Below are 12,549 nucleotides of genomic sequence, written 5' to 3'. Positions count from 1 at the left end.
CTGTTGGCAGATAGTTTCTGGATCGTCAAACTCTTGTTGGGGCAGCATTGCCCCCGAGCAGTCTGCCAATTCGAGTATGAGACGCTCGCCCGCAGTGGCTACGCCTGAATAGGAAACTGACTCGCTATCGCAGGACTCAATTATTGCCTCCAGGTTCAATCTTTCGCCAGGACGGGCCTCGCTATGGTATTTGGTTGCTCCGGCAAGTGCTGCAACGGGTCTGCGCTCGAAATTCAGACTTGACATGGCGTACCACGCGGCTAGCTGGCCGATCGCCTCGGCAACTAAGGACTGGGGAAAGAATTCCAGATGGGCTGGAATTAGGAAGGAGCCCTTGATTTGGCCAGAACTCCCAATTGAGGTTATGCGATCTACAAAGGAGAAGGCGCTGAAGCGATGTAGAGACATTGCCCCCGGCTATTGAGCCGCACCGGCTTGCTCTCGTTGCGCTTTGATTACCAGCTTCAAAAAGGTTTCCGGAGTAAAAAGTCTGGGGATGTCAGCCACATTAAGAGGTGTCTTGAAGCGTTCTGCAGGCACTTCACTCAAATAGGCCTTCAATTGGGCCAGTCCGGCGCTGGTTACCACACCGTTTTGTTCAAATTCACTTTCGGAGAGGGGGCCCCGTGAATCTTCCAGAATTTTGCCGCGGGGTATCTTGACCTTAAATGTTTTCTCTAGACGAAATACTATATCCAGGAAGTCAATCGACTCTGCATCAAGGTCGTCAATTAGAGAAGCCGTTAGGGTGATCTCCTCTTCGTCGCAGCCCAGGGCCTCGGCCATGGTTTCGGCGAGCTTGGGAAATACGGCTGCAATCTCCTCTGCGGTGAAATCGGATTGGGTCATGGAGTTAACTCATTTTGAAGCCGCCATCGACGTGAAGCACTTGCCCAGTGACGTAATCAGACAGGCTTGAGGCGAAAAATAACACGACGTTAGCGACATCCTCCGGTTGGCCAAAGCGACCAAGAAGGATACGGGACTTTACCACGTCTCCAGCCTGTTGTCTGATGGCTTCAGTCATCTCGGTTTCGATCACCCCGGGTGCAACACAGTTCACCAGGATGTTGCGCGGTGCCAACTCAACTGCAAGGGCTTTTGTTAGGGCATTGATCGCACCCTTGCTGGCCGCATAGTTTGTTTGGCCCCGCCCACCCTTTTCGCCGGCCACGGAGCTGATATTTATGATTTTGCCCCTTCGCTTGGAGACCATGTAGGGGATTGCGGGCCGCAGCACATTAAATACGCCTACCACATTTGTGGCGAGCACCTCTTGTATGTCGTCATTTGTAAGCAGGCCGAGAATGTTGTCTCTGATGATGCCAGCGCTGTTAACAAGAATGTCGATCTTGCCAGCGTCTTCGGCTATTTCATCGATTGCCTGCTCGCAGCTTTCGGCATTGCGAACGTCAACCCTTTTGGCTTTCACAGTGCCACCGGCTTTGACAGTCCCACTGAGGTCAGCTGCTGCTGCCAATGTTTCATTGGCGGCTGCTTCATTGTTGCAATAGAGGAATGTGACATCGGCTCCCTGGGCAGCCAGCGTAAGCACAATTGATCGGCCGATTCCCCTGCTGCCGCCTGTGACAACCACTGCCTTGTTTTCAAGTAGGTTTGCGCTGTCCATTTGCTGCTAGGTAGGTTTTGGTGGGGTCTCAATCGGTAGGGATTGGCCCATGGGTATTGGAGGATTCCCTATTGGTTGGCTTTAGTTAGCCAGAAATGGCGAAGCCCCCATCTACCACCAGGGTTTGACCGTTGATCATTTCGGCTTCAGGTAGGCATAGAAGATAGACCCCATCTGCTACATGCTCCGGCACCATGCTTTCGCCCGTTGGGTTTCTCTGGCTGAAGCTTTCCAGCAGTTCTTCCCGATTCGGAAAGTGGGAGAGGGCGTCGGTGTCAACTACGCCAGCGCTGACGGTGTTGACTCGAATTCCCCTTTGGCCCAGCTCCTGGGCCAGGCTTCGCACCAGGGACTCCAGGGCAGCCTTTGACGCTCCTACAAAGCCGTAGTCAGGTATGGCCCTGCTGGCCCCCAAGCTAGACAGCGCAATAATCCGGCCCCCGTCAGCCATCAGTTTCACCGCCTCCTGGCTGAGCAGCACCAGGGCCAGGGCGTTGGTTTCCAGGCACCAACGCCAGTGCTTTCTATTCATCTGCATGACTGGCTTGAGCACGCCACTTGCGGCATTGCTGACCAGTATGTCGAGGCGATCAAATGTCTCTGTGAAACTTTCAAATATTTCTTTCACGCTTTCGGGATCGCCCACGCTCCCTTTGATTGCGATTGCCCGTCTGCCCATGTCCCGAACTTGGTCGCAAAGCGCTGTTGCTTCCGTGTGGCTATTGTAATAATTAATTGCTATGTCGCAGCCGGCTGAGGCGAGCTTCAGGGCGGTTGCCCGGCCGATTCCCCTGGCCCCGCCCGTCACCAGAGCCACCCTCCCCGCCAGCGTCTGCGTCATCGATTCTGCGGGGGGTGGCTGCCTTGGCGGAGATAGTAGGGCTCGATCCCCAGCCGCGCCTCTTACAGCAGTGACGGCTGGTGTTCGACTGGCTCCAATCGGGCCAGCTTCGCCCCTGCTTCAGAGGTCTCCTCACCTCGCTCCCCACCAGTCTCCTCACCGCGCTCCTCGGCCTCGCCGGCCTTGACCTCCAGGGCCTGCTCGATTACGCGGTCGGTGAGGGCGTCGAAGTAGGCCGCCAGGCTGGCCTGCAGCTCCAGGAACTCCGGCCAGAGGGTGTCGTTGACGAAGCTGCGGCTGAGGCGGGCCATCACTGTGGTGCGTCGCTGGCGGCTGTAGCGGTAGGGCTGAATGCCGTAGCGGCGCATCAGTGCCACGAACAGGTGGCGGGACCACTGGTCTGAGAGGGAGAAGCGAAACTCCACCGGCGGCTCTTCGGTGGCCAGCTCGGCCAGGCGGGCTTCGATGCGCTCGCGGGCCCTTCCCGCCGCCACCCGCTCACCGTCGCTGCCGGCTCTGGCATAGAGCGCCTCGATGCGCTGCAGCTTGGCTACCAGCTGGGCTTCCGGGCCCTGCGGCGGTGTTTGCACCGTGCGCTTGCGGCGGGCCATTGGCTTCCAGAAGCTGCTGTCAAGCTACCGACCCTGCCCGGCCTGATCCATGTTCTCCCCCGGCCCATGGTTCGATCCCGAGACCACAGCCTTGGTTCTTGCCTCCCTGCGCTCCCCTGCCGGCGCCCTGGCCTTCGTTCCCCTCTATGCCCTCTGGGTGACCCTGCTGCTGCCGGGGGTGTGGGCCTCGATGTTGGCCGGTGCCCTCTACGGCCCTGCCTGGGGCAGCTTGATCGTGTTCGTGGGGGCCTGCCTGGGGGCCCAGGCGGCCTTTCTGTTGGGGCGCACCTGGCTGCGCAGCTGGGCGCGCCGGCGGCTGGCGGCGGTGCCGAAGCTGCAGGCGATCGAGCAGGCCGTGAGCCGGGAGGGGTTGAAGCTGGTGTTGCTCACCCGCCTCTCGCCCGCGTTTCCCTTTTCCCTGCTGAATTTCGCCTACGGCCTCAGCGAGGTGAGTTGGCGCGACTACTCGATCGGCCTGGTCGCGATCCTGCCTGGCACGATCCTCTTCTGCGGCCTGGGGGCGTTGGCCGGAGATGTGGCCCGCTTCCGCGAGGTGCTCTCCGGCCAGGCCGATCCCCTCACCTGGACCCTGCGCATCGTGGGACTGCTGGCCACCGTGCTGGTGGTGTGGCTGGTGGGTAGGGCGGCGCAGCGGGCGCTGGCTGGGTAACCGGTTCGTGTGATCTAGTTGACGCTGGCTTGTTATGCGGGATGCATATTTAGGTCTTTTAGCTTGTTCTTTACCTCTAAATAACCCAGTATTGATTGTTTGCCGACGAGGTTGAAGATTCCTCACACAGGATTCATGCCTCCCGTTTCTCCTCTCCTCGGAAGCGTCAATCTCACGCCCACTGGATTAACTGGCGAGCAGTTCCAGAGCGAAATCTCCGCTTATGTGGCGACAGGCGGCAAGTTGTTTGTGCTTTCCTCCGGTGGCGGTGGCACCCTGCAGGTGACGGATGCCACTAACCCTGCCTTGCCGGTTCTCAAGACCCGGGTGTCTTACGGCAACTACGTGAGCACCTCGGTGGCGGCCTACAAGGACATAGTGGCCGTCGCGCTCGTGCCGTCCACCTACGACACCACTCCATCACCGGGTGTGGTGCGTTTCTTCCGCATGGGCACTGACGGCACCCTCACACTCCTGCAGGACGTGACGGTGGGTTACCTGCCTGATGGCATCGCCTTCAGTGAAGATGGCCGCCAGCTGCTCATTGCCAATGAGGGCTCGCCCAGCAGCAACTACAGCATCGATCCGAACGGTTCGGTGGGAATCATCGACATCTGGAACCCTTCCGCCTCCCCCAGCTTCAGCTACACGGATCTGACCTTCGAAGGCGTGACCCTGCCGGCGGACCTCCGGATTTCCGGCCCCACTGGCACCACCCCTGCCAAGGACCTTGAGCCTGAGTTGGTGAGCATCAGCGGCGGCAAGGCCTACGTGACCGTGCAGGAGAACAACGGCGTAGTCGTGGTGGACCTGCTCAGCCGCCGCATCGTGGAGGTGCAGGCGCTGGGATCTGTGGACTTCAGCAAGCAGGCTGTGGATCTGTCCGACAAGGACGGTGTCGCAGGCGCAACTGCCTTCCTGCCCAAGCTCGGCCAACAGTTCCTGGGCCTGCGCATGCCCGACGGCATCAGCGCCTTCGAGGTGAAGGGCCGCACGTATTACATCACCGCCCTTGAAGGCGATGCCCGTGAATACGGCTCCTATGTGGATGTGACCCGCAACGCAGCTGCGCCCAACGGTCGCCTGAATACGATCGTGGATCCGGCTCCCAACGGGCCGAACACCAACACGGCCATTGGCAGCCGTTCGCTGTCGATCTTTGATGCCAAGACCGGTGCCCTGGTGTGGGACAGCGGCACCAGCCTGCAGACCATCGCCTTCGCCGCCGGCACCTATGCCGACAACCGCAGTGATGACAAGGGCGTGGAGCCGGAAAGTGTGATCACCACCCAGGTGGGCGGGCGCACCTACGCGATCGCGGCACTGGAGCGGGGCACCAAGACCACCATCGTGGTGTTTGATGTCAGCAAGCCTGCTCAAACCTCCTACGTGAGCCATCTGGTGATCGATGGCAGCGTCAGCCCGGAAGGCATGCAGGTGATTCCTGCCAAGGACAGCCCCACCGGGCGCGCCCTGCTGACGGTTTCCAACGAGGTGAGCAACACCCTCGATCTGGTGGATCTGCGGGCTCTGATCGACTCCCCCGGTACCGGCAGTGCCGGTTTCTTTGAGCCCACCATGCTCAAGGATGTGGCCGGTGGCGACAGCCTGCAGGTGAGCAGCCTGCTCACCACTGGCGAGTTTACCAATGGCCTCAATCGCGGCGACAGTGTTTACACCGCTCCGGGCATCTTGGATGGCCTCGGTGCCTACGACAACGGTGACGGCACCTACACCGTGCTGGCCAACAGCGAGCTTGGCGCTGCGGTTGGTGTTCCCTACCTCGTGGAAGGTGTCGCTTTGACTGGTGCCCGCATCAGCAAGTTCATTATCGATAAGGACATCGACAATGACGCCAGCAATGGCTACCAGTCGGCCGTGATCGCCGGTGGAATCGCTTACACATCCATCATTGATGCCAATGGCGATCGGGTCACCTCTGCTGCCCAGCTCAATGGGGGCATCAACCGCTTCTGTTCGGGCAGCTTCGAAGAGGCCAACAAGTTTGGCAATCGTCGTGGTTTCGTTGATGCGATTTATCTCACCGGCGAGGAAGCCGATGAGGGCCTCTTCTATGCCCTCGACACCGAAACCGACACCATGTTCGCCCTGGCGGGCCTGGGCCGTGGTGGCTGGGAAACGGCCATCCAGGTGGATACCGGCAGCCGCAACACGGTTGGCGTGATCCTGATGGATGACAACACCGCTCCGATCTACCTCTGGGTGGGTGAGAAGTCGACCTCCCTGCGGGCTGATTTCCTCGAGCGCAATGGCCTGGCGGCGGATCAGGGCAACCTCTACACCTGGGTGCCCACCGTCGGCAGCATTGGCACCGGCGCCGGCACGGCAGGCGTGCCCGACTCCGCTGATCTCCTGGCCCTACCCCTCGGCACAGCCGCGGCTGGCCGCTGGGTGCTGGTGGCCAGCGGCACCCAGGTTGCCGCGATGACTGAGGCACAACTGCGGACCGCCGCCACCAATCTTGGCGCCCTGCAGCTGAGCCGCCTGGAGGATGCCAATATCAATCCCGACAATGGCCAGCAGCTGGTGTTCACCACCACCGGCAACGGCGACTTTGGTGGCGCCGATACCTTCGGCAACCTGATCACCCTCAACCTCAGCGATGCCTTCAATCGCAGGGGCCTGATCAGCTCCAGCAATGGTACCGACCTGACCGTAGTCTATGACGGTGACCGTCAGATCGCCGCCTGGGATGCTGTTTTTGGCATCACCAAAAACGGCATCATTGATGCCAATGAGCAGGCTGCTTTCGGTGCCACGATCATTCGCAACCCAGACGGCATCACTTGGTCGGAAGATGGTTTCATCTATGTCCAGGAAGATCGCTCCGTGGCTGCGGGCTACTTCGCCCAGCAGGAGGCCTCGGTTTGGAAGGTGGACGCCAGTGCCGCCGATTTCGTCACCGGGCAGGCCCTGAGTGAGCGCTGGCTGCAGATCGATCGCTCCGCGGTGCCCACTTCCTACGGTCAGACGGATCCCCGTACGACTGACTACGGGAACTGGGAATCTTCCGGCTTCATCGATGTGTCGGACATCTACGGCGAAGCCGCAGGCAGCATGTTCCTGGCCGATGTGCAGGCCCACAGCCTCACCAATGGCAACATTGGCAGCAATGGCTACCTCGTGCAGGGCGGTCAGCTCAACCTGATTCAGCACACCGATTTGATCTGATCCAGGTTCAAGGTTGTTGCTGTTGGGGCTCCTACGGGAGCCCCTTTTTTATGGCAGCCGCCAGTCCCGCAGGGCGGCGATCAGCACAAACCAAGCCAGGCGCAGCTTTGCCATTGGCCCTGGCCGGGTCGCCAGTTCGGCGTATTTGGCCCGGCCGCATTCGGTTTTGATCCAGCGGTGCACAAGGGGGTTGGTCATTGGAGTCAGCCTAGGAATGGCTCCGTCACCGGGCCGGGGTCGGCGTGCGGCCGGCAGTAGGCCCGGGTCTGAGCCCCCTGGGTGGCCCGGTGAATCGTGGCGGTTTGCGCTAAAGCTTCAGGCTGGGCTTGAAGGTTGCTCCAGCAGGGCCCGCAGCCCGGCCTCATCCAGCACCGCCACCCCCAGGCCCTCGGCCTTGCTGAGCTTGCTGCCGGCCTCCTCGCCGGCCACCACATAGCTGGTCTTTTTGCTCACCGAGCCGCTCACCTTGCCGCCGGCGGCTTCGATCAGGGCCTGGGCGGCACTGCGGCTGAGGGAGGGCAGGCTGCCGGTGAGCACAAAGGTCTGGCCCGCCAGGGGGGCCTGCTGGCCCGCCGCCGCAGCTGACGCCGCCCGCTCCCCTGGCCCAGCGGCCAGGGAGAAGCCCAGCCCTGCCAGTTGCTCCAGCAATAGCCGGTTGGCCGGGGTGGCAAACCACTGCTGCAGCGATTGGGCGATTTCAGCGCCGATGCCGAAGACGGCGGTGATTGATGGGGGAGCGGCGGCGGCGGCGGTTGCCAGCTCAGCGGCACTGGGGAAGGCGGCAGCGAGCGCCTTGGCGCTCACCTCCCCCACGTGGTGGATGCCCAGGCCGTAGAGCTGGCGGTGCCAGGGCTGGGCCCTGGAGGCGGCCAGGGCGGTCACCAGGTTTTCGGCGCTCTTAGCGCCCATGCGCTCCAGGCTGGCCAGCAGGGCCCCATCCAGCCGGTAGAGGTCGGCGATCGAGCCCACCAGGCCCTTCTCCACCAGCTGCTCGATCAACTTGGCCCCCAGCCCATCCACATCCAGGCCCCCCTTGCTGACCCAATGGCGCAGGGCGCCCCGCAGGATCGCCGGGCAGCTCGAATTCACGCAGCGGGTGGCCGCCTCCCCCTCTTCGCGCACCAGCTCCGAGCCGCACTCCGGGCACAGGTTGGGCAGCGCCAGCCGCGTGGCCCCGGCGGGCCGCAGCTCGCCCAGCACCCGCACCACCTCGGGGATGATCTCGCCGGCCTTGCGCACCACGATCGTGTCACCGGCGTGCAGGTCGAGTTCGGCCAGGCGATCGGCGTTATGCAGGGTGGCGCGGCTCACCGTGGTGCCGGCCAGGGGCACGGGCTCGAACTCGGCCACCGGGGTCACCACCCCCGTGCGGCCCACCTGGCAGGCCAGCCGCAGCAGCCGGCTGGGCGCCTCCTCGGCGGCGTACTTGAGGGCGATCGCCCAGCGCGGCGCCTTCTGGGTGAAGCCGGCGGCGTCCTGGAGGCGCAGGTCGTTGAGCTTCACCACCACGCCGTCGGTCGCGTAGTTGAGGTCGTGGCGCCGCCCATCCCAGGCGCTGAAGAAGGCCTCCACTGCCGCCAGATCCGGCAGCAGCTCGGCGTTGGAATTCACCTTGAAGCCAGCTCGCTGCAGCCACTGCAGACACTCCCACTGGCTGCGCGGCCCCTGGGGCGGGTCTGGCGGCAGGTGCAGGGTGTAGGCAAAGAAATCCAGCCGCCTGGCGGCCACCACCTTGGGATCCAGCTGGCGCAGGGTGCCGGCACAGGCGTTGCGGGGGTTGGCGAACGGGGCTTCATCCCGCTCGGCCCGCTCAGCATTGATGGCGGCGAAGGTGGCATCGGGGATCAGGGCCTCGCCGCGCACCTCCAGCCAGGCGGGGGGGGCATCGAGCTGAAGCCGCAGGGGCACCGAGGCGATCGTGCGCACGTTGGCGGTGATCTCCTCGCCCCGCTCCCCGTCGCCGCGGGTGGCAGCCCTCACCAGCAGGCCGTTTTCGTAGCTGAGGGCGAGGGCATTGCCATCGATTTTCAGTTCCCCCACCATCGGCAGCGCCGTGCCGGGTTCCCGGTCGAGCACCTTGAGCAGGCGGCCATACCAGGCCTCCAATTCCTCGCTGCTGAAGGCGTTGTCGAGGCTGAGCAGGGGAATGCGGTGCTCCACGCTGGAGAAGGCCGCCGCCGGGGTGCCCCCCACCCGCTGGGTGGGGCTGTCCGGGGTGATCAGCTCGGGGTGGGCGGCCTCGAGCTCGAGCAGTTCCCGGTAGAGGCGGTCGTAGACCGGATCCTCCAGCTCGGGGGCATCCAGCACGTAGTAGGCGTGGGCGGCGTGGCTGAGGAGCCGCCGCAATTCGCTGGCGCGGGCCTGGTCCTGGTTGGCTGCACTCACGCCAGCACCCTCAGACAGAACAATTCAGGCTGCAGCCAGCTTGGTGATGCGATCCACCCGCCACTGCTCCTCCACCTTCACGAAGGTGAAATCCAGCGGCAGTTCTTCTTTGCCGTCGCTCTTGAGCTTGACGGTGAGGATCAGCTGGCCCTCATCGAGCCGGGGCCGGCCCGATTTGAGGTTGCGGTATTTGTTGAGCTGCAGCCCCGCCAGGAAGCGGATGAACTGCTGCCGGTTGACGTGGGAGCGGTAGTTCTTGGTGGTGAGCAGATAGGCCCCATCCACCTGGCCGCTGGCCACCTGGGTGAAGAACTGTTTGATCAGGGGGTTGATGCCGCGGGCGCTGAGCACCAGCCTGACCGCCGAGATGGTCCAGTAGAGGAGCAGGGCGCCGGCCCCGCCGAGCAGGAGCTTGGTGCCGATGTCACGGGTCAGACCCCAGTCCATCACGAAACAATTTGCGTTGACTGGGGCAGAGTCTGACTGACTGCCCCGCCGGCATGCCGCTCGAGCCCCTGCTGCCCCTGTTTCACCAGCTTGACCGGGAGTGGTTTGACGGCAGCCTGGCGCCGGAGGGGCAGCGGCTGGTGGAGCTGCGCTGGAGCGATGGCCGCATGCGCCGCACGGCGGGGATGTATCGCTTTGGCCGCCACCGCGACGGCCGTCCCCTCAGCGAGATTGTGCTGTCGCGGCCCCTGCTGGAGCCCTTGCCCCGGGAGGCCACCCTCAGCACCCTCTGCCACGAAATGATCCACGCCTGGGTGGATCGGGTAGTGGGTGCCCAGGAGGTGCACGGCCCCCACTTCCGCGCCCGTATGGCCGCCATCAATGGCGCCCAGGATGGGTTTCGGCTCAGCATTCGCCACCGCTACCCCCTGCCCGTCAGCACGCTGCCGCCCCGCTGGCTGGCCTGCTGCCCAAACTGCGGCCTGAGCGCCCCCTACCGCCGCCGGGTCAAGGGGCTGGCCTGCCGCCTCTGCTGCGAGCGGCTCCACGGCGGGCGCTGGCACGCCAGCTGCCTGTTGCGCTTTGAGCAGGCGGCCTAGGGTCACGCCAGCAAGGCACCTGCATGGGCGTTTTTCTCTGGACCCTGGAATTCGGTGGGCTCACCATCGTCCTGGTGGGTCTGGGCCGGGAGCGCTGGCTGGCGGGCCGTCGCCGTTAGGTTTGATTTATGGCTGATTCCTGGTCTGAGCCCCTCGAGCAGGGTTTTGATCGGCTGGTGAGCACCGGCCGACAACTGGTGAATGGCGTATCCGGTGCCCGGCCCGGGGCCCGGGGCAGCGAGCGCCGCCAGCGGGGGCCATTGCTCCAGTCAGGCCTGGGCAAGCTAGATGGCTTGGGCCGCTGGGTGGAAGGAAAGCTCGACTGGATTCTGGAGGATGGGGAGGAGCTGAGGGAACCCTGGCAGGATTCCCGTCCGGCAGCCCCGCGCCGCCAGCCCCTGGAGGCCATCTCGCGGCGCAGCGGCGCTCTCCCCGAGGCTCGTCAGGCTCGTCAGGCGCCACAGACAAGCCAGGGCGAGCCAGATGTTTGGCCTGACGACACTGATTTTGTGGTGCCCCGCTGGCAGCGTCAGGCCCCAGGCCCGGCCCGGGCCGAACCCCAGCCGCCGACTGCCTCCCCCTCTTCTTCCCCTGCCCCCGGCCGGGCCATGCCCCGCTCCAGCCGGCGCCGCTCGGGGACCAGCTCGAGCTGGTCTGACTAACCTGGGGTCAGTGAGCGTTCGGTGCGATGGGCAGTCTGGTGGTGGTTGGTTTTCCCAAGGTCGAGGAGGCCGAGTTGGTGCGGCGGGAGCTGGTGGATATCCAGCGCGAGCAGCTGATCGCCCTCGATGATGCCGTCGTGGTGGAGCATGACGCCGCTGGCCAGGTGCACCTGCGTCAGTCCATCAACCTGACGGCGGCCGGCGCCATCGGTGGCAGCTTCTGGGGCACTCTGGTGGGCCTGCTGTTCCTCAATCCCCTGCTTGGAGCTGCGGTGGGTGCGGGGGTGGGCGCCGCCTCGGGATCCCTCTCGGATATCGGCATCAACGACGACTTCATGCGCGAGCTGGGCGAAACCCTGCCCTCCGGCAGTGCGGCCCTCTGCCTCCTGGTGCGCGAGGCCACACCGGATCGGGTGATCGAGCGGCTGCGGGCCCATGCTCCCCACGCCAAGTTGCTGCGCACCAACCTCTCCCACACCGACGAGGATCGGTTGCGGGAGTTACTGGAGCAGGCCCGCCTGCAGGCCGAGGCCCTGCGGCTGGGTTGAGCCAGGTGCGAGGCCGGCCGGCCCGAGCCAGTGCTCCAGTTCGGGCGAAAACACTTCCCTGATCACCGTCAGTTCCTTCCCGCCTCGAAAGAAGCGGTAGTGGCGGCTCCAGAAGGGGCCGCCATGGCCGAAGCGCTCTTCAAGCCAGGGGGCATCCACCCGGGCCAGGCCATCCACTTCGCGAAACAGCTCGGCTCGCCGTGCCGTCAGGCTGCGCCAGATCGGTTGATCCCGTTCGAGCAGGTAGGCGTCGGCCTGCTGCTGGTTCCACCAGCTCTCGGCCCAGGCCAGGGTTCGTTCCCCGCAGCGCAGCCACACCTGGCGCCGCAGCAGGGGGCTTTCAAGTTCGCTGATTTCGGCCGGTGGCGGGCCGCCAGCGCTGGCACCAGCCGAAGTCTCAGGTGCCATGGCGATCAATTCGATCTCCACCGGGTCACCGGTGAGCAGTTGAAAGTGACGGGTCGGGCTGCCATCGCCCAGCAGCATCAGCCGCCAGGCTCCCGAAAGCACCGCACCGGCCTGGCCGCCGAGGACGGCGTCGGTGCTGGCCTGCCAGATCACGCTGGGGGAGCTCAACAACTGGTTAGCCGACATCCGCAAAGGCCTCTGGCCTAGTTCACTTACGTTAGGTAAGAAGGAACGGGGTTCGGGATTGGGGTCCAGCCTGCAGCCCGCCAGCTTGCCTGACGTGGTCGTTACCAACTTCCATCGCCGCTACACCGGGGTGTCGGCAACGGTGAGGGCGCTGGTGCCCGTGCAGCGTCAAGCGATGAAAATCGGCCTACTGGATTGGGGTCGGTTAGGTCTGATCGCGAACATGCGTTGGTGGCATCTGCTCTGGTTGGGATGGACTCCGCCATCTGCTGCCAGATTTCGGATCTGGCATGCCCGTCGGGATATTGAGATTGTCGTTGGATTGCTGCTGAAAACGCTGCTGCGCCAGCCCTGGAAAATTGTTTTCACC

At 63.8% G+C, this 12,549-nt stretch carries 15 protein-coding genes; 6 read left to right on the top strand and 9 right to left on the bottom strand.

Annotation, left to right across the window (positions count from 1 at the left end; translation table 11 throughout):
- The 5 genes from KBZ07_RS08935 to KBZ07_RS08915 form a co-directional block, all read right to left on the bottom strand.
- Positions 1-408 (bottom strand): 3-hydroxyacyl-ACP dehydratase FabZ family protein (locus tag KBZ07_RS08935; RefSeq protein ID WP_254931281.1); only part of this gene is annotated, 408 nt, incomplete at its 3' end.
- A gap of 9 nt (positions 409-417) precedes the next feature.
- Positions 418-849, bottom strand: coding sequence for an acyl carrier protein (locus KBZ07_RS08930; RefSeq protein ID WP_254931280.1), 432 nt, complete (start codon positions 847-849; stop codon positions 418-420).
- Between the two features lie 4 nt (positions 850-853).
- Complete coding sequence (gene fabG, locus KBZ07_RS08925; protein WP_254931279.1) at positions 854-1,630, bottom strand: 3-oxoacyl-ACP reductase FabG; 777 nt, start codon at positions 1,628-1,630, stop codon at positions 854-856.
- Between the two features lie 85 nt (positions 1,631-1,715).
- Entirely contained in the window at positions 1,716-2,471 is a 756-nt protein-coding gene (fabL, locus tag KBZ07_RS08920; protein ID WP_254931278.1) for an enoyl-[acyl-carrier-protein] reductase FabL, read from the bottom strand.
- A gap of 62 nt (positions 2,472-2,533) precedes the next feature.
- Positions 2,534-3,082: a hypothetical protein gene (locus tag KBZ07_RS08915; RefSeq protein ID WP_254931277.1), complete on the bottom strand. Its 549-nt coding sequence runs from the start codon at positions 3,080-3,082 to the stop codon at positions 2,534-2,536.
- A 49-nt stretch (positions 3,083-3,131) separates the two neighbouring features.
- Between KBZ07_RS08915 and KBZ07_RS08910 the strand changes: the two genes are divergently transcribed.
- Both KBZ07_RS08910 and KBZ07_RS08905 read left to right on the top strand, forming a co-directional pair.
- Positions 3,132-3,752 carry a TVP38/TMEM64 family protein gene (locus tag KBZ07_RS08910; protein ID WP_254931276.1) on the top strand — a complete coding sequence of 207 codons (621 nt, stop codon included), beginning with the start codon at positions 3,132-3,134 and terminating at the stop codon, positions 3,750-3,752.
- 135 nt (positions 3,753-3,887) lie between these two features.
- Positions 3,888-6,944, top strand: coding sequence for a choice-of-anchor I family protein (locus tag KBZ07_RS08905; RefSeq protein ID WP_254931275.1), 3,057 nt, complete (start codon positions 3,888-3,890; stop codon positions 6,942-6,944).
- Between the two features lie 48 nt (positions 6,945-6,992).
- Here KBZ07_RS08905 and KBZ07_RS08900 read toward each other — a convergent pair whose 3' ends face one another.
- The 3 genes from KBZ07_RS08900 to KBZ07_RS08890 all read right to left on the bottom strand — a co-directional run bounded on the left by KBZ07_RS08900 (position 6,993) and on the right by KBZ07_RS08890 (position 9,776).
- Positions 6,993-7,142: a hypothetical protein gene (locus KBZ07_RS08900; protein WP_254931274.1), complete on the bottom strand. Its 150-nt coding sequence runs from the start codon at positions 7,140-7,142 to the stop codon at positions 6,993-6,995.
- 117 nt (positions 7,143-7,259) lie between these two features.
- Positions 7,260-9,329 (bottom strand): NAD-dependent DNA ligase LigA, encoded by a 2,070-nt coding sequence (gene ligA, locus KBZ07_RS08895; protein ID WP_254931273.1) that lies wholly within the window; start codon positions 9,327-9,329, stop codon positions 7,260-7,262.
- Between the two features lie 24 nt (positions 9,330-9,353).
- Positions 9,354-9,776 carry a hypothetical protein gene (locus KBZ07_RS08890; protein ID WP_197152406.1) on the bottom strand — a complete coding sequence of 141 codons (423 nt, stop codon included), beginning with the start codon at positions 9,774-9,776 and terminating at the stop codon, positions 9,354-9,356.
- 53 nt (positions 9,777-9,829) lie between these two features.
- Here KBZ07_RS08890 and KBZ07_RS08885 point away from each other — a divergent pair, with 53 nt between their 5' ends.
- The 3 genes from KBZ07_RS08885 to KBZ07_RS08875 all read left to right on the top strand — a co-directional run bounded on the left by KBZ07_RS08885 (position 9,830) and on the right by KBZ07_RS08875 (position 11,585).
- Positions 9,830-10,375, top strand: coding sequence for a SprT family zinc-dependent metalloprotease (locus tag KBZ07_RS08885; RefSeq protein WP_254931272.1), 546 nt, complete (start codon positions 9,830-9,832; stop codon positions 10,373-10,375).
- 128 nt (positions 10,376-10,503) lie between these two features.
- Positions 10,504-11,037, top strand: a complete 534-nt coding sequence (locus tag KBZ07_RS08880; protein WP_254931271.1) for an RNA helicase — start codon at positions 10,504-10,506, stop codon at positions 11,035-11,037.
- Between the two features lie 26 nt (positions 11,038-11,063).
- Entirely contained in the window at positions 11,064-11,585 is a 522-nt protein-coding gene (locus KBZ07_RS08875; RefSeq protein WP_254931270.1) for a DUF1269 domain-containing protein, read from the top strand.
- Here the strand turns inward: KBZ07_RS08875 and KBZ07_RS08870 are convergent.
- Positions 11,538-12,179, bottom strand: a complete 642-nt coding sequence (locus tag KBZ07_RS08870; RefSeq protein WP_254931269.1) for a chorismate lyase — start codon at positions 12,177-12,179, stop codon at positions 11,538-11,540. The genes KBZ07_RS08875 and KBZ07_RS08870 overlap by 48 nt on opposite strands.
- Here KBZ07_RS08870 and KBZ07_RS08865 point away from each other — a divergent pair.
- On the top strand, positions 12,127-12,549 hold a 423-nt coding region (locus KBZ07_RS08865), incomplete at its 3' end, for a hypothetical protein (RefSeq protein ID WP_254931282.1). The genes KBZ07_RS08870 and KBZ07_RS08865 overlap by 53 nt on opposite strands.

The organism is Cyanobium sp. BA20m-14 (genome assembly GCF_024346295.1).
Note: the sequence above shows the minus strand (reverse complement) of the source record. Positions and strands in the feature narration are given on the sequence as shown.

Bases quoted from the DNA above. Each gene is read 5' to 3' on its own strand.
- KBZ07_RS08930 (WP_254931280.1), bottom strand. From the start codon at position 849: ATGACCCAATCCGATTTCACCGCAGAGGAGATTGCAGCCGTATTTCCC.
- fabG (WP_254931279.1), bottom strand. From the start codon at position 1,630: ATGGACAGCGCAAACCTACTTGAAAACAAGGCAGTGGTTGTCACAGGC.
- fabL (WP_254931278.1), bottom strand. From the start codon at position 2,471: ATGACGCAGACGCTGGCGGGGAGGGTGGCTCTGGTGACGGGCGGGGCC.
- KBZ07_RS08915 (WP_254931277.1), bottom strand. From the start codon at position 3,082: ATGGCCCGCCGCAAGCGCACGGTGCAAACACCGCCGCAGGGCCCGGAA.
- KBZ07_RS08910 (WP_254931276.1), top strand. From the start codon at position 3,132: ATGTTCTCCCCCGGCCCATGGTTCGATCCCGAGACCACAGCCTTGGTT.
- KBZ07_RS08905 (WP_254931275.1), top strand. From the start codon at position 3,888: ATGCCTCCCGTTTCTCCTCTCCTCGGAAGCGTCAATCTCACGCCCACT.
- KBZ07_RS08900 (WP_254931274.1), bottom strand. From the start codon at position 7,142: ATGACCAACCCCCTTGTGCACCGCTGGATCAAAACCGAATGCGGCCGG.
- KBZ07_RS08890 (WP_197152406.1), bottom strand. From the start codon at position 9,776: ATGGACTGGGGTCTGACCCGTGACATCGGCACCAAGCTCCTGCTCGGC.
- KBZ07_RS08885 (WP_254931272.1), top strand. From the start codon at position 9,830: ATGCCGCTCGAGCCCCTGCTGCCCCTGTTTCACCAGCTTGACCGGGAG.
- KBZ07_RS08880 (WP_254931271.1), top strand. From the start codon at position 10,504: ATGGCTGATTCCTGGTCTGAGCCCCTCGAGCAGGGTTTTGATCGGCTG.
- KBZ07_RS08875 (WP_254931270.1), top strand. From the start codon at position 11,064: ATGGGCAGTCTGGTGGTGGTTGGTTTTCCCAAGGTCGAGGAGGCCGAG.
- KBZ07_RS08870 (WP_254931269.1), bottom strand. From the start codon at position 12,179: ATGTCGGCTAACCAGTTGTTGAGCTCCCCCAGCGTGATCTGGCAGGCC.